Genomic DNA, 18442 nt, shown 5'->3' with positions numbered 1-18442 from the left:
CGGTGCTATAGTTCGCCGCTATTCGGCCCGCCAAGGGGCGCGTGTGCCTTCCAGGTGGAGGCCGGCGTCCATTAGGACGAGGCTGCATCAGCAAGGAGTCTAGATGAGTGTGGATAGCGCCTACGCGGTCGAGTTGAAGGGGGTTACCTTCAAACGCGGTTCGCGCAGCATTTTCAGCAACGTCGACATTCGCATCCCGCGCGGCAAGGTCACAGGTATCATGGGGCCATCGGGGTGCGGCAAAACCACGTTGCTGCGCCTGATGGGCGCGCAGTTGCGCCCTTCCAGCGGTGAGGTCTGGGTGGCCGGGCAGAACCTGCCGACCCTGTCGCGCAGCGACCTGTTCGATGCCCGCAAGCAGATGGGAGTGCTGTTTCAGAGCGGCGCGCTGTTCACCGACCTCGATGTGTTCGAGAACGTCGCGTTCCCGTTGCGCGTGCACACCCAGCTGCCGGACGAAATGATCCGCGACATCGTGCTGATGAAGCTGCAGGCCGTGGGCCTGCGCGGTGCCATCGACCTGATGCCGGACGAGCTGTCCGGTGGCATGAAGCGCCGGGTAGCGCTGGCCCGGGCGATTGCCCTGGATCCGCAGATTCTCATGTACGACGAACCGTTCGTCGGCCAGGACCCGATCGCCATGGGCGTGCTGGTGCGCCTGATCCGCCTGCTCAACGATGCGCTGGGCATCACCAGCATCGTGGTCTCCCACGACCTGGCGGAAACCGCCAGTATCGCCGACTACATCTATGTAGTGGGTGACGGCCAGGTGCTGGGCCAGGGGACTCCTGACGAACTGATGGGCTCGGACAACCCGCGCATTCGCCAGTTCATGAAGGGCAATCCGGACGGCCCGGTTCCTTTCCATTTTCCTGCGCCTGACTACCGCGCCGACCTGCTGGGGGCGCGTTGATGCGCAGAAAATCCTTACTCGAACGTGTGCGCCTGCTCGGGCGTTCGGCAATCGACGTGCTGGCGGTGCTGGGGCGTTCCTGCCTGTTCCTGTTCCATGCCCTGGTCGGCCGCGGCGGCATCGGTGGCGGCCTCCAGCTGCTGACCAGGCAGCTGTATTCGGTAGGCGTGCTGTCGCTGGCGATCATCGTCGTGTCCGGCGTGTTCATCGGCATGGTGCTGGCGCTGCAGGGCTACAGCATCCTGACCAAGTACGGCTCGGAGCAGGCCGTGGGGCAGATGGTTGCCCTGACCCTGCTGCGTGAGCTCGGCCCGGTGGTGACCGCCTTGCTGTTCGCCGGCCGTGCCGGTTCCGCGCTGACTGCCGAAATTGGCAACATGAAGTCGACCGAGCAGCTGTCGAGCCTGGAAATGATCGGCGTCGACCCGCTCAAGTACATCGTCGCACCGCGCCTGTGGGCCGGTTTCATCTCGCTGCCGTTGCTGGCGCTGATCTTCAGCGTGGTCGGCATCTGGGGCGGCTCGTGGGTCGCCGTGGACTGGCTGGGCGTCTACGAGGGCTCGTTCTGGGCCAACATGCAGAACAGTGTTTCGTTCACCGACGATGTGCTCAACGGGTTGGTCAAGAGCCTGGTATTTGCCTTCGTCACGACCTGGATCGCCGTATTCCAGGGGTACGACTGTGAGCCCACCTCAGAAGGGATCAGCCGTGCCACCACCAAGACCGTGGTCTATGCCTCGTTGGCAGTGCTGGGTCTGGACTTTATTCTGACCGCCTTGATGTTTGGAGATTTCTGATGCAAAACCGCACCCTGGAAATCGGTGTCGGCCTGTTCCTGCTGGCCGGGATCCTGGCGCTGCTGCTGCTGGCCCTGCGTGTCAGCGGCCTGTCGGCCAGCCCGAGCAGCGATACCTATAAAGTTTATGCGTACTTCGACAATATCGCCGGTTTGACGGTCAGAGCTAAAGTGACCATGGCCGGAGTGACCATCGGCAAGGTGACCGCCATCGACCTGGATCGTGATTCCTACACCGGTCGGGTGACGTTGCAGCTGGACAAGTCGGTGGACAACCTGCCGGTCGACTCCACTGCCTCGATCCTGACTGCCGGGCTGCTGGGTGAGAAGTACATCGGCATCAGCGTTGGCGGTGAAGAACAGGTACTCAAGGATGGCGCAACCATCCATGACACCCAGTCGGCACTGGTGCTGGAAGATCTGATTGGCAAGTTCCTGCTCAACTCCGTTGGCAAGGAACCGAAAGAAGCGCAACCGGCAAATTGAGGAGTTTCCATGATTTCGATCCTGCGACGTGGCCTGCTGGTCCTGCTGGCGGCCTTCCCCCTGATGGCAATGGCCGCGCAGTCGCCGCACGACGTGGTGCAGAGCACCACCACCGAGCTGCTGGGTGAGCTCAAGGCCAACAAGGAACAGTACAAGACCAACCCGCAAGCTTTCTACGACACCCTTGACCGGATCCTCGCGCCCGTGGTCGATGCCGACGGTATTTCCAGAAGCATCATGACCGTCAAATACTCGCGCAAAGCCACGCCTGAGCAGATGCAGCGCTTCCAGGAGAACTTCAAGCGCAGCCTGTTCCAGTTCTACGGTAACGCGCTGCTTGAGTACAACAACCAGGGTATCGTCGTAGATCCGGCCAAGGCCGATGACGGCAAGCGCGCCTCTGTCGGCATGAAGGTCACCGGCAACAACGGTGCTGTCTACCCGGTGCAGTACACCCTGGAAAACATCGGCGGCGAGTGGAAGGTGCGTAACGTGATCGTCAATGGCATCAACATCGGCAAGCTGTTCCGCGACCAGTTTGCCGACGCCATGCAGCGCAACGGCGGCGACCTGGACAAGACCATCGACGGCTGGGCTGGTGAAGTGGCCAAGGCCAAGCAGGCCGCCGATAACTCGCCAGAGAAGACCGTGAAATGAGTGAGGCCGCTGTTAGCATGGCCGAGCCGGGCGTATTGCACCTGGCCGGTGTGCTGGACTACCGCAGCGGGCCGGCCCTGCGCAAGCAGGGCAGGGCGCTGATCGGCGCCTGCCGCGAGGCACAGCTGGTGCTCGATTGCTCGGCGGTGCAGCATTCCACCAGTGTTGGCCTGTCCTTGCTGCTGGCCTTCGTGCGTGATGCCCAGGCCGCTGGCAAGGGCTGCGAGGTGCGCAATATGCCTGACGACATGCGCGAAATTGCCGAGGTCTATGACCTCGACGAAGTGCTGGCAACCTGATGGTGCGACAGGAATGATGGCCCCTCGGTCAGCGAAGCCCTCGTTGGGCTTCGCAGGCGAGGGGCTTTTTTGTATGATGGCCGACCCGTGCGCATCGGGCGCCGATTGAGGTTGAGCATGCAGGCCGTAGAAGTTAAAAGCTTCCTTGAAGAGAAATTGCCGGGTTCCCGGGTCGAAGTTGAAGGCGAAGGCTGCAACTTCCAGTTGAACGTGATCAGCGACGAGTTGGCTGGCCTGAGCCCGGTCAAACGCCAGCAGGCGATCTATGCTCACCTGAATCCGTGGATCGCCAATGGCAGCATCCATGCGGTAACCATGAAATTTTTCAGCAGCGCAGCCTGGGCTGAGCGCACCTGAGCCAACGTGGCGGCGAGATTCCAATGGACAAACTGATTATTACTGGCGGCGCTCGCCTTGATGGCGAGATCCGCATTTCGGGCGCGAAGAACGCAGCCCTGCCGATCCTGGCGGCGACCCTGCTGGCTGACGGCCCGGTCACTGTAGGCAACCTGCCACACCTGCACGACATCACTACCATGATCGAGCTGTTCGGGCGCATGGGCATCGAGCCTGTGATCGACGAAAAGCTGGCGGTCGAGATCGATCCGCGCACCATCAAGACCCTGGTCGCGCCGTACGAACTGGTCAAGACCATGCGCGCCTCGATCCTGGTATTGGGCCCGATGGTCGCCCGCTTCGGCGAGGCCGAAGTGGCCCTGCCTGGCGGCTGCGCCATCGGCTCGCGGCCGGTCGACCTGCATATCCGTGGCCTCGAAGCCATGGGCGCGAAGATCGAAGTGGAGGCCGGCTACATCAAGGCCAAGGCGCCTGAAGGCGGCCTGCGCGGTGCGCACTTCTTCTTCGACACCGTCAGCGTCACCGGTACCGAGAACATCATGATGGCCGCGGCCCTGGCCAAGGGCCGCAGCGTGCTGCAGAACGCCGCGCGCGAGCCGGAAGTGGTCGATCTGGCCAACTTCATCAACGCCATGGGCGGCAAGATCCAGGGCGCCGGTACCGACACCATCGTCATCGATGGCGTCGAGCGCCTGACCTCGGCCAGCTATCGGGTGATGCCGGACCGTATCGAGACCGGTACCTACCTGGTTGCCGCTGCCGTGACCGGTGGCCGCGTCAAGGTCAAGGACACCGACCCGACCATCCTCGAAGCGGTCCTGGAAAAGCTCAAGGAAGCCGGCGCCGACATCAACACCGGCGAAGACTGGATCGAACTGGACATGCACGGCAAGCGGCCGAAAGCCGTCAACCTGCGTACCGCCCCCTACCCGGCATTCCCGACCGACATGCAGGCGCAGTTCATCTCGCTCAACGCTATTGCCGAAGGCACTGGCGCCGTGATCGAGACGATCTTCGAAAACCGTTTCATGCACGTCTACGAAATGCACCGCATGGGCGCGCAGATCCAGGTCGAAGGCAACACCGCGATCGTCACCGGCGTGAAAGCGCTCAAGGGCGCCCCGGTCATGGCCACCGACCTGCGCGCTTCCGCCAGCCTGGTGCTGTCGGCACTGGTTGCCGAAGGCGATACGCTGATCGACCGCATCTACCACATCGACCGTGGTTACGAGTGCATCGAAGAGAAACTGCAGATGCTGGGCGCGAAGATCCGTCGCGTACCGGGCTAGTCGTCTGCCGGCCCAGGCGCGGTAGTGGCCAACCCACTCCATGCCTGGGCCTGATGAATTGAATGCGGTCGGGCTTGTAGCCCGGCCGGCAGTAGCCGCTTGAGGACCGACGTTCCAATGTTGACCATCGCGCTTTCCAAAGGCCGTATTCTCGACGATACCCTGCCGCTGCTGGCGGAAGCCGGTATCGTGCCGACCGAGAACCCGGACAAGAGCCGCAAACTGATCATCCCCACCACGCAGGACGATGTTCGCCTGCTGATCGTGCGTGCCACCGACGTGCCGACCTATGTCGAGCACGGTGCCGCCGACCTGGGTGTGGCCGGCAAGGACGTGCTGATGGAGTACGGCGGCCAGGGCCTGTACGAGCCCCTGGACCTGCAGATTGCCCGTTGCAAGCTGATGACCGCCGGCGTGGTCGGTGCACCCGAGCCCAAGGGCCGTCTGCGCGTAGCTACCAAGTTCGTCAACGTAGCCAAGCGCTACTACGCCGAACAGGGTCGTCAGGTCGACATCATCAAGCTGTATGGCTCGATGGAGCTGGCGCCGCTGATCAACCTCGCCGACAAGATCATCGACGTGGTCGACACCGGCAACACCCTGCGCGCCAACGGCCTGGAACCGCAGGAACTGATCGCCACGATCAGCTCGCGCCTGGTGGTCAACAAGGCCTCCATGAAAATGCAGCACGCCCGTATCCAGAGCCTGATCGACACGCTGCGCCAAGCAGTCGAGTCGCGACACCGCGGTTGACTCCTGCGCGCGACCTTCGCTGTCGCGCCCGTCTATCCGCGTCATAGCCATTTTTCTCGGGTGCCCGCGCGGATGGACTGGTAGCCTAGGGCGCCTGAGCATTCGCCATTAATCGAGGCCCTCGCCATGACCGTGTCCACTGCAATTGCCCGTCTCAACGCTGCTGATCCGGATTTCGCCCGACATCTGGATCATCTGCTGAGCTGGGAAAGTGTGTCCGATGACGCGGTCAACCAACGCGTGCTCGACATCATCAAGGCTGTGCGCGAGCGCGGTGATGCGGCGTTGGTGGAGTTCACCCAGCGTTTCGATGGTGTAGATGCCAAGTCGATCGATGACCTGATCCTCAAGCGTGACCGCCTGGAACTGGCACTGACCCGCATTACCCCGGCCCAGCGCGAAGCCCTGGAAAAGGCCGCCAACCGTGTGCGCCTGTACCACGAGCGGCAGAAGCAGGATTCCTGGCAGTACACCGAAGCCGACGGCACCGTGCTCGGGCAGAAGGTCACCCCGCTGGACCGCGCCGGCCTGTACGTGCCGGGCGGCAAGGCGTCGTACCCGTCGTCGGTGCTGATGAATGCCATCCCGGCCAAGGTTGCCGGTGTGGCCGAAGTGGTCATGGTGGTGCCTACCCCGCGTGGCGAGGTCAACGAGCTGGTGCTGGCGGCGGCCTGCATCGCCGGTGTCGACCGGGTGTTCACCGTCGGAGGCGCCCAGGCCGTCGCCGCGCTGGCGTACGGTACCGAAAGCGTGCCACAGGTGGACAAGATCGTCGGCCCGGGCAACATCTACGTCGCCACCGCCAAACGCCACGTGTTCGGCCAGGTGGGCATCGACATGATCGCCGGCCCGTCGGAAATCCTCGTGGTGTGCGACGGCCAGACCGACCCGGACTGGATCGCCATGGACCTGTTCTCCCAGGCCGAGCACGACGAAGATGCCCAGGCTATCCTGGTCAGTCCGGATGCCGCGTTCCTCGACCGTGTTGCCGCCAGCATCGACAAGTTGCTGCCGACCATGGAGCGTGCCGCGATCATCGAAAAATCGGTCAATGGCCGTGGTGCGTTGATCCAGGTGCGCGACATGCAACAGGCCATCGAAGTGGCCAACCGCATCGCACCGGAGCACCTGGAGCTGTCGGTAGCCGATCCGCAGGCCTGGTTACCGCACATCCGCCACGCCGGCGCGATCTTCATGGGCCGCCACACCAGCGAAGCGTTGGGCGATTACTGCGCCGGCCCCAACCACGTACTGCCCACTTCCGGTACCGCGCGGTTCTCTTCGCCATTGGGGGTATATGACTTCCAGAAGCGTTCGTCGATTATTTTCTGCTCCGAACAGGGCGCGTCCGAACTGGGCCACACGGCTTCGGTTCTGGCCCGTGGCGAGTCGCTGACCGCCCACGCCCGCAGCGCTGAATACCGTATCCTGACCCAAGAGAAGGGGAACTGAGCATGAGTCGATTCTGGAGCCCCTTCGTCAAGGACCTGGTGCCTTATGTACCGGGTGAGCAGCCCAAGCTGGCGCGTCTGGTCAAGCTGAACACCAACGAGAATCCCTATGGCCCGTCGCCCAAGGCGCTGCAAGCCATGCATGGCGAGTTGAACGACAACCTGCGCCTGTACCCGGACCCGAACAGTGACCGGCTGAAGCAGGCGGTGGCCGAGTACTACGGCGTAACCCCGGCGCAGGTGTTCGTCGGCAACGGCTCGGACGAGGTGCTGGCGCACATCTTCCACGGCCTGTTCCAGCACGCCCGTGGTCCGTTGCTGTTCCCCGATGTCAGCTACAGCTTCTACCCGGTGTACTGCGGACTGTATGGCATTCCGTTCGAGCAGGTGGCGCTGGATGAGCAGTTCCAGATCCGCGTTGCCGACTACAACAGGCCCAACGCCGGGGTCATCTTCCCCAACCCTAACGCACCGACCGGTTGCCTGCTGCCGCTGCAGGCGATCGAACAGTTGCTGCAAGCCAACCGCGATTCGGTGGTGGTGGTGGACGAAGCCTACATCGACTTCGGCGGCGAGACCGCCATCAGCCTGGTGGACCGCTACGACAACCTGCTGGTGACCCAGACCCTGTCGAAGTCACGTTCGCTTGCTGGCCTGCGTGTTGGCCTGGCAGTCGGCCATCCGGACCTGATCGAGGCGCTGGAGCGGATCAAGAACAGCTTCAACTCCTACCCGCTTGATCGCATGGCAATCGTGGGCGCTGCAGCTGCCTTCGAGGACCGGGCCTACTTCGAAGCTACCCGCCGCAAGGTGATCGACAGCCGTGAAGCGCTGGTCGGACAACTGCTTGCCAAAGGCTTCGAAGTGTTGCCATCGGCCGCGAACTTCATCTTCGCCCGCCACCCTGGGCAGGATGCGGCCCAACTGGCGGCACGCCTGCGCGAGCAAGGCGTGATCGTGCGCCACTTCAAGCAGGAGCGGATCGCCCAGTTCCTGCGCATCACCATTGGCACGCCGGAAATGAACCAGGCGTTGATCGATGCGTTGAGCTGAGCCTGGTGTCCTGCAGGGCTGAGCCACTCGCCCCTGCAGGGCATACCCACAGCTGAGTACTCAATGCGTGCTGGCTGGCCGGGTGCGTACCGCTACCGGCGTCTCATCAAGTTCAAGCACATAGTCGTTGGCCTGGCGCATCCCCTCGGGATCGGTCCACTGCTGCAGGAAAGCCTGCACGTTGGCAACGACCTGGCCGTTTTTGTGAATGGTCACGGTCCCTTGCGAGTCGCTGTTCCACAACAACTTGCCTTCGCTTTCGATCGCCCGAGCCTTGCGCACGCCCGTAGCTCCCAACAGTGGCGTGCCATCGAGCATCCATTCCGGGCGCAGGTCGAGCCCCATGTGCCTGAGCACGGTCGGCGCCAGCGACACCTGCGCCGCATAGCCATACAAATTGTTCGGGCCCGGATTGTCCTCTGGAATGCTTGGCTGGTTCAGCTCTTCATTCAACGGTTTGTTGCTGGCGATGAAGACCGTCTTTTCCTGCTCGGTCACGCCGCCATGGCCACTGCCCTGCTCATCGCGACCGTGGTCGGTGCAGACGATTACCAGCCAGTCTTCTTGCGGATGCTCGTTGGCACGTTCCTCCACCTTGTCCAGCAATAGCCCCAGCCGCTGGTCAGCCTCGCGCAAGGCTAACTGATAGGCCGGTCCGAAACCGCCGGCGTGGCCGGCCTGATCGGGTTCATCGAGCTGGATGAAAGTGAAGTCGGCCGGGGTATTGCCGAGAATCTGCAGGGTTCGCGCGGTGACCTGTGCATCACTCAAACCGCTTTCGCGAACATTGTTGCCTTGCGCGTCCACCAGCAGAAAAGCGGTGTTGATCGGTGACCAGTTGATCACGCTGGCGAGGTAGGCATTCGGCAGTGCGTCACGGAGCCGCTTGAACAGGCTGGGGAAACGGGGGGTGATCCGCAAGGCTTCCGAGTTGGAAACAACCTGGTGCTTGTTGGCCCACACCCCCGACAGCAGGGTGACCCACCCCGGACCACTGACGGTGGCTTGCTCGCTGGCGCGGCCGTTTATACCGCCGGCATAGGCCTTGCCATAGAGCAGGCGTTTGCGCAGGTTGGTATCGTCACCCAGCTGTTCGTAGTGTTGAAGCTGGACGCCGTCCATGCCGATGACCAACGTCTTGGGTTGCGTTTGCAGCGGTTTGCCGTCGCAGCCATTGACCAGCAGTGTAGCGAGCAGCAGGGCGGTCCAGCGTATGGTTCTCCTGATCGACATAAGTCATGCCTTGATGAGGTCGGGATGAAGCGTTGCAACAACCCCGGGCGTTGGCAACTGGTAGAAATGCCAGTTGAATTGCTGGGCGGAAGGCTTTCCATTAAGCTTCCCCAATTCATCGGATGATTGGTTGAGTGAAATGAACAGTGAACTGACCAGGCGCTCACTGGTCGAGCTGGCCGTCGAGCGCATGCGCGAACGTATCCTCCAGGGCGACTGGCAAATCGGCCAACGTCTGCCCACCGAACCGGTGCTGGCCGTGGAGCTGGGCATCAGCCGTAATACCGTGCGTGAGGCCATGCGTGTGCTGGCATTCAGCGGCTTGGTGGAGATTCGCCAGGGCGATGGCAGTTACCTGCGCACGGCCCAGGATCCGCTGCAGGCCGTGCAGGCGATGTCACGCTGTTCACCTGAACATGCCCGTGAAACCCGGCACATTCTGGAAGCAGAGGCTATCGGCCTGGCTGCACTGCGGCGTACCGATGCCGACCTACAGGCGTTGCGTGATGCCCTGGCAGTCAGTGCCGGGCATTTTCATCGGGACATCGCTGCCTACGTGGCTTGCGACCTGGTCTTTCACCAACGGCTGGTGGACGCCGCCCACAACCCGGCCCTCAGCGAGCTGTATCGCTACTTTTCCGGCGTGGTAGCTGCCGCGCTGCAACACAACATGACGACTGTGCCGCGCTGCCAGGCCACGTTCGACCTGCATGGGCAGATCCTCAATGCCGTCGAGCAACGTGACGCAGAACGGGCCAAGCACCTGAGCCGTACCCTCATCGAATCCTGATCCGAGAACGCCATGGCTGAATCAATCACCCGCAAAACCCTGTCCCCCGAACGGGAGCTCGATGAGCTGCTGATCGACGCCGAGGCTGACGATGAGCAAGTCCAGCTGCAACCCGTGCTGCTGCGGCGGCCCTGGCTGCTGTTGCTCGGCCTGGTGCTGGTGGCGCTGAACCTGCGCCCGGCGTTGTCGAGCATGGCGCCAGTGCTGGGCCAGGTGTCCCAAGGCCTGGGGCTGAACGCTTCGCAGGCCGGCTTGCTGACCACCTTGCCGGTGCTGTGCCTGGGCTTGTTCGCCCCGTTGGCGCCGCTACTGGCACGCCGCTTCGGCAGCGAACGGGTAATCCTTGGGATCCTGGTCACCCTGGCGCTGGGCATCGTGGTGCGCAGTAGCCTGGGCGTCGTCGGGGTGTTCCTCGGCAGCCTGATGGCCGGGGCCAGCATCGGCATCATCGGCGTGCTGTTGCCGGGTATAGTCAAGGGCGACTTCCCGCAGCACGCCGGCACCCTGACCGGCGTGTACACCATGGCGCTGTGCCTGGGCGCGGCCATGGCCGCGGGCGCCACGGTCCCGCTGGCGCAGCATTTCGACGGCAGTTGGGCGCTGGGCCTGGGCTTCTGGGCAGTGCCGGCCCTGCTGGCCATGCTGGTCTGGCTGCCCCAGGCACGCCAGGGGCATGGCGTGCACAAGGTGTCCTATCGGGTGCGGGGGCTTTGGCGCGATCCGTTGGCGTGGCAGGTGACGTTGTACATGGGGCTGCAGTCGTCATTGGCCTACATCGTGTTTGGCTGGTTGCCGTCGATCCTGATTGGCCGTGGCCTGAGCCCGACCGAGGCGGGGCTGGTGCTGTCAGGGTCGGTGATCGTGCAGTTGGCCAGTTCGCTCAGTGCGCCGTGGCTGGCGACCCGCGGCAAGGACCAGCGGCTGGCCATCGTGCTGGTCATGCTGACCACGCTGGCTGGCTTGTTCGGATGCCTGTACGCGCCGATTTCCGGGTTGTGGGGCTGGGCGGTACTGCTGGGCCTGGGGCAGGGCGGTACCTTCGCCCTCGCGCTGACCTTGATCGTGCTGCGTTCGAAAGACGCGCATGTGGCAGCCAACCTGTCGAGCATGGCCCAGGGCGTGGGCTACACCTTGGCGTCGATGGGGCCGTTTGCGGTCGGGCTGGTGCATGATCTGAGCGGGGGCTGGGCCGCCGTAGGCTGGATTTTTGCCGTGCTGGGGCTCGGCGCCATCGTATTCGGGCTGGGGGCTGGGCGGGCTTTGCATGTACGGGTGACCAGCGAGAGGGTTTGAAGGTGAACATGCCAGTACCGGCCTCTTCGTGGGTACTGGTATAAGCCTTTAGGGCAGATTATCGTGCTGCTTTCGACCCTAGGACGGACCAGCCCTCATGAGCGACGCCAACCGCGAACTCATCACCCGCTTCTACCAGGCCTTCCAGCGCCTTGACGCCGAGGCCATGGTGGCCTGCTACAGCAACGATATCGTCTTCAGCGACCCGGTATTCGGAACCTTGCGCGGCAAGGACGCTGGTGACATGTGGCGGATGCTCACCACCCGGGCGCAGGATTTCACCCTGGCGTTCGACGGCGTGCGCGCTGATGAGCGCAGTGGTGGTGCACACTGGGTCGCCACCTACCTGTTCAGCCAGACCGGCCGCACCGTGGTCAACGATATCCAGGCGCGTTTCGTGATCCGCGATGGGCTGATCTGCCAGCATGACGACACCTTCGACCTGTGGCGCTGGTCGCGGCAGGCACTGGGTGTTCCAGGTCTACTGCTTGGCTGGTCGCCACTGGTACAGAACAAGGTACGCCAGCAAGCGTTCAAGGGCTTGCGGGCGTATCAGCATGCTCAGGGCAGCGCCACTGCCTGATCACTGTCGTGGTAGCTGAAGGTGGCACGCTCATTGGCCGTGTCCGGTAGCCGAATACGAATCACCGGAATGAAACTGCCATAAGTCTGGTGCCAGTCCTTTTGCTCGGCCTGAGCTTGCTGCAGCGCACCATACGCACCCTCGATGTGGAAAAACGACTGGATCGGCAGGCGACTGGCGCTCGCCTCGTCCCAGGCGCCAATCACTACTTCGTTCCAGGGAAACGGCAGCTCGTGGGCGAACAATTGTTTGGCGCGCAGGCTTTGATGGAAGGCCTCAGCCCGTTCCGGCACCCGCGCGCGGCGGATGTCGAAGGCGCATTGGCGTTTATAATCCCCGCTCTGCCTGAAGCGCGCCATCCATTGCTCGGCGGTGAGCACCCCCTGTTCATGGCAGGCTACCTCGGTTTCGGCTGTTTGCCGGTTATCGCCGCAGCCTCGAGTATCGCGTTCCCAGGTGTCGCCGTCCGTGGGCCAGGCGCACAGCATTTCGTAGCGTAGGGAGCCTTGCGGGCGTTGCAGAATCGGGTACAGGGTGAAGCCGCTACGGCCATCGGCAGCCAGCCGGGTCGTGGGGATATCGCTGCGCAGGTAGGAGAACGATACGCCGCCCTTGTCTTTGCTGTTCTGGCTATGATGCCAGGTGTGGTAGTGCGGTGACGGCTTGGTCGAGCGAAGCAGCACACCCGAACAGGCGTGGGCCGGTACGGCTTTGCCCTCGCACTGGGCTGGGGTGGCGTCGTAGTTGTTTTGCATCTGTCTGGCGGTTGCCGCGCCAGTCGATGCCTGTGTGGCGAATGCAGCCACAAGCAGTACGGCACCCAAGCCGATGTGGGGAAGCGAAACAAGCATGATGAAGCCCTCGATGAGTGGGCCCACCAAACTAATGATGAAAAGAGCAGGCGTCGTGAGTGAACAAGTGCCGGATCAGGCAATGAAACCCTGGTATGTCTACCTGGTACGGGCTGCCAACGGTTCGTTGTATTGCGGCGTCAGCGATGATCCGCAGCGGCGCTTTCTGGCGCACCAGAAAGGGCAGGGCGCACGTTATTTCAAGACCAGCCCGGCCCAGGCGCTGGTGTACATGGAGCAATGGCCGGACAAGGGCGAGGCGTTGCGCCAGGAACGGCTGGTGAAGCGACTGCGCAAGTCGGCCAAGGAGGCGTTGGTGGCCGCCTATGACAGCGCTTCGGCGCCCTAGGACGCTGCGCGGCAGCCCCTTGGAGCATCAGTCCTTGCGCCGCTTCAGCTGGTCCACCAGGGTGGTCGGCAGCCCCTTGATGATCAAGGTTCCGGCCGCTTCGTCATACTCCACCCTGTCCCCCAGCAGATGCGCCTCGAAGCTGATCGACAGCCCTTCAGCACGCCCGGTGAAGCGACGGAACTGGTTGAGGGTGCGTTTGTCCGCGGGAATTTCCGGTGACAGACCGTAATCCTTGTTACGGATGTGGTCGTAGAACGCCTTCGGTCGGTCCTCGTCGATCAGGCTGGACAGCTCTTCCAGGGTCACTGGCTCGCCCAGCTTGGTCTGGGTGGTGGCGTAGTCCACCAGGGTCTGGGTCTTTTCGCGAGCGGATTCCTCCGGCAGGTCTTCGCTCTCGACGAAGTCACTGAAGGCCTTGAGCAGGGTGCGGGTTTCGCCCGGGCCGTCGACACCTTCCTGGCAGCCGATGAAATCGCGGAAGTAGTCCGAGACCTTCTTGCCGTTCTTGCCCTTGATGAACGAGATGTACTGCCTGGAGTTCTGGTTGTTCTTCCATTCCGACAGGTTGATGCGCGCCGCCAGGTGTAACTGCCCCAGGTCAAGGTGGCGCGAAGGCGTCACATCGAGCTCGGCGTTCACTGCGACGCCTTCGCTATGGTGCAGCAGGGCGATCGCCAGGTACTCGGTCATGCCTTGCTGGTAATGGGCAAACAGAATGTGGCCGCCGGTGGACAGGTTGGACTCTTCCATCAGCTTCTGCAGGTGCTCCACGGCTACGCGGCTGAAGGCGGTGAAATCCTTTTCTTCGTCAAGGTACTGCTTCAGCCAGCCGCTCAGTGGGTAGGCGCCGGACTCACCGTGAAAGAAACCCCAGGCTTTGCCTTGCTTGGCGTTGTAGCTGTCATTCAGGTCGGCCATCAGGTTTTCGATGGCATCGGAGGCGGCCAGCTCGGAATCGCGGGCATGCAGCACGGCGGGGCTGCCATCAGGCTTTTTGTCGATCAGGTGAACGATGCAATGACGGATTGGCATGGAATTCTCGGCGGGCTGCAAAAGGTGCCAAGTTTACCCCAGACGCCAGGTGATGCAGTGGCCGGATGTTGGCAGAAATGCCGGTTGTTCGTTTTTTGTTCAAATTTCCGCGTTGGAGGCTAAAACCCCCGAAAAACCTGCATTTAATCGAAGGGCGCAGCGGATATTTATCCGTTCCTGTGGTAGCTTTGCGCGGTCTTGCGCCCAGCACGTGGCGCATTGCTGGCAACGTGCTGCCGTCGTGTCGAACCAAACGCCGATTTGCGTATCTACATACGCGATTGGCGCGGCCCTCCACTTTCAGGGGCTGGCCCGATAACGTCGTTAGCCCGCTGCATAACCATCGAATTTGATAGGGAAGGAACACCACCATGGCATTGACCAAAGACCAACTGATTGCCGACATCGCCGAATCGATCGCCGCGCCTAAAGCCACCGCCAAGAACGCTCTGGAGCAACTGGGCCAGATCGTTGCTGACCAGCTGGAAAACGGCGCTGAGATCACTCTGCCAGGCATCGGCAAGCTGAAAGTCACCGAGCGTCCTGCCCGCACCGGCCGCAACCCTTCGACTGGCGCCGCCATCGAAATCGCTGCCAAGAAAGTCGTCAAGTTCGTTCCGGCCAAAGTGCTGACCGACGCCATCAACAAGTAATTGTTGAAGCTTTGACGAAACCGCGCCCGGCTTGCCCGGGCGCGGTTTTTTCATGCCTGTTGTTTTCGCCGGGTGTGCCAGGCCTGGCGCGCTGCATCGTCGAAAAAGCTCCAGGCGACCATGCGGCTCTGTTTCTGCCCCTGGCCCATTTCGGTGATACGCACGGCCTTGGCGCCTGCCTTTTTCAGCGCGGCCTCGATCCCAGGCAGGTTGCTGGCCTTGGACACAAGGCTGGTGAACCACAGCACGCGTTCTGCGTACTGCACGCTTTCGCCAACCAGTTGAGTGACGAAACGGATCTCGCCGCCCTCGCACCACAGTTCATTGTTCTGGCCACCGAAGTTGAGCACCGGCAGCTTGCGCTTGGGGTCCTGCTTGCCGAGGTTCTTCCACTTGCGCTGGCTGCCGCGGGTGGCTTCGTCGCGTGAGGCATGGAAGGGCGGGTTGCACAGGGTCAGGTCGAAGCGTTCGTCGTCCCGCAGCAGGCCGCTGAGGATGTGTGCACGGTTGGCCTGCTGGCGCAGGGTGATGGCTTTGTCCAGGCGGTTGGCCTGGACGATGGCCTTGGCCGAGGCCAGGGCCACCGGGTCGATGTCCGAACCCAGAAAGCGCCAGCGGTAGTCGCTGTGGCCGAGCAGCGGGTAGATGCAGTTGGCGCCGACGCCGATGTCCAGTGCGCGGACCTGCGCGCCTTTGGGAACCTCGCCGGCGTTATCGTCGGCCAGCAGGTCGGCGGCCACGTGGATATAGTCGGCACGGCCGGGGATTGGCGGGCACAGGTAGTCGGCAGGGATGTCCCAGTGCTGGATACCGTACTGGGCCTTGAGCAGGGCGCGGTTGAATACCCGCACGGCTTCGGGGTTGGCGAAGTCGATGCTGGGCTTGCCGTGGGGGTTGGTGATGGTAAAGCGCGCGAGGTCAGGGTGGGCCTTGATCAGGCTGGGGAAGTCGTAGCGGCCCTGGTGGCGGTTGCGCGGGTGCAGGGTGGGTTTGTCGGTCATGGTTGGGTCCGGTGTTGCTGGCCGGGGGCTGCTTTGCAGCCTTTCGCGACACAAGGCCGCTGCTACAGGATAGCGGCGCCTCTCAAACCGGCGCCATCCCCTGTAGGAGCGGCCTTGTGTCGCGAAAGGGCCGCATAGCGGCCCAACGGTTTAACAGATTGTCACAGCGCAGCGATCCGCGCGTGCTGCTCGGTGAAGTTGGCCAGGGCCTGTTCCGACTCGGCCAGCTTGGCCCGTTCCTTCTCGATCACCGCAGGCGGTGCCTTGTCGACGAAGGCAGCGTTGGACAGCTTGCCGCCGACACGCGCCACTTCGCCCTGCAAGCGCTGGATTTCCTTGTTCAGGCGCGCCAGCTCGGCATCCTTGTCGATCAGGCCGGCCATCGGTACCAGCACCTGCAGGTCACCGACCAGGGCGGTGGCCGACAGCGGTGCTTCGTCGGCATCGCTCAGCACGGTGAACGACTCGACCTTGGCCAGCTTCTTCAACAGGGCTTCGTTTTCCTGCAGGCGACGCTGGTCGTCGGCGTTGGCGTTCTTCAGGAACAGCGGCAGCGGCTTGCCCGGGCCGATGTTCATCTCGGCGCGGATGTTGCGCAGGCCGACCATCAGCTCCTTGAGCCATTCGATATCGCCTTCGGCGGCCGGGTCGATGCGGCTTTCATTGGCCACCGGCCATGGCTGCAGCATGATGGTCTTGCCGCTGATGCCCGCCAGCGGCGCGATGCGCTGCCAGATTTCTTCGGTGATGAACGGCATGAACGGATGCGCCAGGCGCAGTGCCACTTCCAGCACGCGCACCAGGGTACGGCGGGTGCCACGGGCGCGCTCGACCGGCGCGTTCTCGTCCCACAATACCGGCTTGGACAGTTCCAGGTACCAGTCGCAGTACTGGTTCCAGATGAACTCGTACAGTGCCTGGCTGGCCAGGTCGAAGCGGAACTGTTCCAGTTGGCGGGTCACTTCGGCTTCGGTGCGCTGCAGCTGCGAGATGATCCAGCGGTCGGCCAGCGACAGCTCGACGGCTTCGCCGTTCTGGCCGCAGTCCTCGCCCTTGTCCAGCACGTAGCGGGCGGCGTTCCAGATCTTGTTGCAGAAGTTGCGGTAGCCTTCGACGCGGCCCATGTCGAACTTGATGTCGCGACCGGTGGAGGCCAGCGAGCAGAAGGTGAAGCGCAGGGCATCGGTGCCGTAACTGGCAATACCTTCCGGGAACTCGGCCTTGGTCTGCTTGGCGATCTTCTCGGCCAGCTTCGGTTGCATCATGCCGCTGGTGCGTTTTTCCAGCAGGGCGTCGAGGGTGATGCCGTCGACGATATCCAGCGGGTCCAGCACGTTGCCCTTGGACTTGGACATCTTCTGGCCCTGGCCGTCACGCACCAGGCCGTGCACGTACACGGTCTTGAACGGTACCTGCGGTGTGCCGTCCTCGTTCTTGATCAGGTGCATGGTCAGCATGATCATGCGCGCAACCCAGAAGAAGATGATATCGAAGCCGGTCACCAGCACATCGGTGGAGTGGAACTTCTTGAGGAATTCGGTCTGCTCCGGCCAGCCCAGGGTGGAGAAGGTCCACAGGCCCGAGCTGAACCAGGTGTCGAGCACGTCCTCGTCCTGGCGCAGGGCAATGTCGGCGCCCAGGTTGTGCTTGGCGCGCACTTCTTCCTCGTTGCGGCCGACATAGACCTGGCCGGCCTCGTCGTACCACGCCGGGATGCGGTGGCCCCACCACAGCTGACGGCTGATGCACCAGTCCTGGATGTCGCGCATCCAGGAGAAGTACATGTTCTCGTACTGCTTGGGCACGAACTGGATGCGGCCATCTTCCACGGCGGCGATGGCAGGTTCTGCCAGCGGCTTGGTGGAGACGTACCACTGGTCGGTCAGCCACGGCTCGATGACGGTGCCCGAACGGTCGCCTTTCGGCACCTTCAGCGCGTGGTCATCGATGCTCACCAGCAGGCCCTGGGCGTCCAGGTCGGCGACGATCTGTTTACGCGCGACGAAGCGGTCGAGGTTGGCATACTGGGCCGGCAGGCGGGTGTCGACCTGCTCGTTGACGCTACCGTCGAGGTTGAAGGCCTGGGCGCTGGCCAGCACGAAGGCGTTCTTGTCGAAGATATTCAGCAGCGGCAGGTTATGGCGCTTGCCGACTTCGTAGTCGTTGAAATCGTGGGCCGGGGTGATCTTCACGCAGCCGGTACCGAACTCCGGGTCGCAATAATCGTCGGCGATGATCGGGATGCGACGGCCGACCAGCGGCAGCTCGACGAACTTGCCGATCAGGGCCTGGTAGCGCTCGTCGTTCGGGTTGACCGCCACGGCGGCGTCACCCAGCAGGGTTTCCGGACGGGTGGTGGCGACGACCAGGTAATCCTTGCCTTCGGCGGTCCTGGCGCCGTCGGCCAGCGGGTAGCGCAGGTTCCACAGGTGGCCCTTCTCGTCGTGGTTTTCCACTTCGAGGTCGGAGATGGCCGTGTGCAGCTTGGTGTCCCAGTTGACCAGGCGCTTGCCGCGGTAGATCAGGCCGTCCTCATGCAGGCGCACGAAGGCTTCCTTGACCGCTTCGGACAGCCCGTCGTCCATGGTGAAGCGCTCGCG

The 18442-nt window shown here is 62.9% G+C and carries 20 protein-coding genes; 15 read left to right on the top strand and 5 right to left on the bottom strand.

Annotation, left to right across the window (positions count from 1 at the left end):
- Positions 1-103: 103 nt before the first annotated feature.
- The 10 genes from B4L76_RS05650 (at position 104) to hisC (ending at position 8054) form a co-directional block, all read left to right on the top strand.
- Positions 104-913 carry an ATP-binding cassette domain-containing protein gene (locus B4L76_RS05650; protein ID WP_296231104.1) on the top strand — a complete coding sequence of 270 codons (810 nt, stop codon included), beginning with the start codon at positions 104-106 and terminating at the stop codon, positions 911-913.
- On the top strand, positions 913-1710 hold the full coding sequence (gene mlaE / locus B4L76_RS05645; protein WP_225780547.1) for a lipid asymmetry maintenance ABC transporter permease subunit MlaE: 798 nt from the start codon (positions 913-915) through the stop codon (positions 1708-1710). The genes B4L76_RS05650 and mlaE overlap by 1 nt, the downstream gene beginning before the upstream one ends.
- Positions 1710-2195, top strand: a complete 486-nt coding sequence (gene mlaD, locus B4L76_RS05640) for an outer membrane lipid asymmetry maintenance protein MlaD (protein WP_170028411.1) — start codon at positions 1710-1712, stop codon at positions 2193-2195. Before mlaE ends, mlaD begins: the two co-directional genes overlap by 1 nt.
- Positions 2196-2204: 9 nt before the next feature.
- Positions 2205-2852, top strand: coding sequence for an MlaC/ttg2D family ABC transporter substrate-binding protein (locus B4L76_RS05635; protein ID WP_296231103.1), 648 nt, complete (start codon positions 2205-2207; stop codon positions 2850-2852).
- On the top strand, positions 2849-3151 hold the full coding sequence (locus B4L76_RS05630) for an STAS domain-containing protein (protein WP_296231102.1): 303 nt from the start codon (positions 2849-2851) through the stop codon (positions 3149-3151). Before B4L76_RS05635 ends, B4L76_RS05630 begins: the two co-directional genes overlap by 4 nt.
- A gap of 117 nt (positions 3152-3268) precedes the next feature.
- On the top strand, positions 3269-3508 hold the full coding sequence (locus tag B4L76_RS05625; protein WP_003255121.1) for a BolA family protein: 240 nt from the start codon (positions 3269-3271) through the stop codon (positions 3506-3508).
- Positions 3509-3531: 23 nt separating this feature from the next.
- On the top strand, positions 3532-4797 hold the full coding sequence (gene murA, locus B4L76_RS05620; protein ID WP_296231101.1) for a UDP-N-acetylglucosamine 1-carboxyvinyltransferase: 1266 nt from the start codon (positions 3532-3534) through the stop codon (positions 4795-4797).
- Between the two features lie 117 nt (positions 4798-4914).
- Positions 4915-5550, top strand: coding sequence for an ATP phosphoribosyltransferase (gene hisG / locus B4L76_RS05615; RefSeq protein ID WP_023382134.1), 636 nt, complete (start codon positions 4915-4917; stop codon positions 5548-5550).
- Between the two features lie 126 nt (positions 5551-5676).
- Positions 5677-7002 (top strand): histidinol dehydrogenase, encoded by a 1326-nt coding sequence (hisD, locus tag B4L76_RS05610; protein WP_296231100.1) that lies wholly within the window; start codon positions 5677-5679, stop codon positions 7000-7002.
- A gap of 2 nt (positions 7003-7004) precedes the next feature.
- Positions 7005-8054, top strand: a complete 1050-nt coding sequence (hisC, locus tag B4L76_RS05605; protein ID WP_296231099.1) for a histidinol-phosphate transaminase — start codon at positions 7005-7007, stop codon at positions 8052-8054.
- A 60-nt stretch (positions 8055-8114) separates the two neighbouring features.
- On the opposite strand, the gene B4L76_RS05600 is transcribed toward hisC, so the two are convergent.
- Positions 8115-9269 (bottom strand): alkaline phosphatase family protein, encoded by a 1155-nt coding sequence (locus B4L76_RS05600; RefSeq protein ID WP_414707166.1) that lies wholly within the window; start codon positions 9267-9269, stop codon positions 8115-8117.
- Positions 9270-9426: 157 nt separating this feature from the next.
- On the opposite strand from B4L76_RS05600, the gene B4L76_RS05595 reads away from it, so the two are divergent.
- From B4L76_RS05595 to B4L76_RS05585, 3 genes are all read left to right on the top strand, one after another.
- Positions 9427-10077, top strand: a complete 651-nt coding sequence (locus B4L76_RS05595; RefSeq protein WP_296231097.1) for a FadR/GntR family transcriptional regulator — start codon at positions 9427-9429, stop codon at positions 10075-10077.
- A 12-nt stretch (positions 10078-10089) separates the two neighbouring features.
- Complete coding sequence (locus B4L76_RS05590; RefSeq protein ID WP_296231096.1) at positions 10090-11370, top strand: CynX/NimT family MFS transporter; 1281 nt, start codon at positions 10090-10092, stop codon at positions 11368-11370.
- A 97-nt stretch (positions 11371-11467) separates the two neighbouring features.
- Positions 11468-11953 carry a nuclear transport factor 2 family protein gene (locus B4L76_RS05585; protein ID WP_296231095.1) on the top strand — a complete coding sequence of 162 codons (486 nt, stop codon included), beginning with the start codon at positions 11468-11470 and terminating at the stop codon, positions 11951-11953.
- Here B4L76_RS05585 and B4L76_RS05580 read toward each other — a convergent pair.
- Positions 11932-12708, bottom strand: coding sequence for a hypothetical protein (locus B4L76_RS05580; RefSeq protein WP_296231094.1), 777 nt, complete (start codon positions 12706-12708; stop codon positions 11932-11934). The genes B4L76_RS05585 and B4L76_RS05580 overlap by 22 nt on opposite strands.
- A gap of 178 nt (positions 12709-12886) precedes the next feature.
- Here B4L76_RS05580 and B4L76_RS05575 point away from each other — a divergent pair, with 178 nt between their 5' ends.
- Positions 12887-13153, top strand: a complete 267-nt coding sequence (locus tag B4L76_RS05575; protein ID WP_296231121.1) for a GIY-YIG nuclease family protein — start codon at positions 12887-12889, stop codon at positions 13151-13153.
- Positions 13154-13180: 27 nt separating this feature from the next.
- Here the strand turns inward: B4L76_RS05575 and yejK are convergent, their stop codons facing one another.
- A complete protein-coding gene (gene yejK, locus B4L76_RS05570; RefSeq protein ID WP_296231093.1) occupies positions 13181-14188 on the bottom strand; it encodes a nucleoid-associated protein YejK in 1008 nt (335 codons plus the stop codon).
- A 371-nt stretch (positions 14189-14559) separates the two neighbouring features.
- Here yejK and B4L76_RS05565 point away from each other — a divergent pair, with 371 nt between their 5' ends.
- Positions 14560-14841, top strand: a complete 282-nt coding sequence (locus tag B4L76_RS05565; protein ID WP_112250800.1) for an HU family DNA-binding protein — start codon at positions 14560-14562, stop codon at positions 14839-14841.
- Positions 14842-14891: 50 nt separating this feature from the next.
- Here the strand turns inward: B4L76_RS05565 and rlmF are convergent, their stop codons facing one another.
- On the bottom strand, positions 14892-15842 hold the full coding sequence (rlmF, locus tag B4L76_RS05560; protein WP_296231092.1) for a 23S rRNA (adenine(1618)-N(6))-methyltransferase RlmF: 951 nt from the start codon (positions 15840-15842) through the stop codon (positions 14892-14894).
- Between the two features lie 161 nt (positions 15843-16003).
- Positions 16004-18442: valine--tRNA ligase (locus tag B4L76_RS05555; RefSeq protein ID WP_296231091.1), on the bottom strand; the 2439-nt coding region annotated here is incomplete at its 5' end.

The sequence above is a fragment of the Pseudomonas sp. UBA4617 genome (assembly GCF_002386445.1).
GTDB lineage: Bacteria > Pseudomonadota > Gammaproteobacteria > Pseudomonadales > Pseudomonadaceae > Aquipseudomonas.
Note: the sequence above shows the minus strand (reverse complement) of the source record. Positions and strands in the feature narration are given on the sequence as shown.

Coding starts and splice junctions, on each gene's coding strand:
- B4L76_RS05650 (WP_296231104.1), top strand. CDS start 104: ATGAGTGTGGATAGCGCCTACGCGGTCGAGTTGAAGGGGGTTACCTTC.
- mlaE (WP_225780547.1), top strand. CDS start 913: ATGCGCAGAAAATCCTTACTCGAACGTGTGCGCCTGCTCGGGCGTTCG.
- mlaD (WP_170028411.1), top strand. CDS start 1,710: ATGCAAAACCGCACCCTGGAAATCGGTGTCGGCCTGTTCCTGCTGGCC.
- B4L76_RS05635 (WP_296231103.1), top strand. CDS start 2,205: ATGATTTCGATCCTGCGACGTGGCCTGCTGGTCCTGCTGGCGGCCTTC.
- B4L76_RS05630 (WP_296231102.1), top strand. CDS start 2,849: ATGAGTGAGGCCGCTGTTAGCATGGCCGAGCCGGGCGTATTGCACCTG.
- B4L76_RS05625 (WP_003255121.1), top strand. CDS start 3,269: ATGCAGGCCGTAGAAGTTAAAAGCTTCCTTGAAGAGAAATTGCCGGGT.
- murA (WP_296231101.1), top strand. CDS start 3,532: ATGGACAAACTGATTATTACTGGCGGCGCTCGCCTTGATGGCGAGATC.
- hisG (WP_023382134.1), top strand. CDS start 4,915: ATGTTGACCATCGCGCTTTCCAAAGGCCGTATTCTCGACGATACCCTG.
- hisD (WP_296231100.1), top strand. CDS start 5,677: ATGACCGTGTCCACTGCAATTGCCCGTCTCAACGCTGCTGATCCGGAT.
- hisC (WP_296231099.1), top strand. CDS start 7,005: ATGAGTCGATTCTGGAGCCCCTTCGTCAAGGACCTGGTGCCTTATGTA.
- B4L76_RS05595 (WP_296231097.1), top strand. CDS start 9,427: ATGAACAGTGAACTGACCAGGCGCTCACTGGTCGAGCTGGCCGTCGAG.
- B4L76_RS05590 (WP_296231096.1), top strand. CDS start 10,090: ATGGCTGAATCAATCACCCGCAAAACCCTGTCCCCCGAACGGGAGCTC.
- B4L76_RS05585 (WP_296231095.1), top strand. CDS start 11,468: ATGAGCGACGCCAACCGCGAACTCATCACCCGCTTCTACCAGGCCTTC.
- B4L76_RS05580 (WP_296231094.1), bottom strand. CDS start 12,708: ATGCAAAACAACTACGACGCCACCCCAGCCCAGTGCGAGGGCAAAGCC.
- B4L76_RS05575 (WP_296231121.1), top strand. CDS start 12,887: ATGAAACCCTGGTATGTCTACCTGGTACGGGCTGCCAACGGTTCGTTG.
- yejK (WP_296231093.1), bottom strand. CDS start 14,188: ATGCCAATCCGTCATTGCATCGTTCACCTGATCGACAAAAAGCCTGAT.
- B4L76_RS05565 (WP_112250800.1), top strand. CDS start 14,560: ATGGCATTGACCAAAGACCAACTGATTGCCGACATCGCCGAATCGATC.
- rlmF (WP_296231092.1), bottom strand. CDS start 15,842: ATGACCGACAAACCCACCCTGCACCCGCGCAACCGCCACCAGGGCCGC.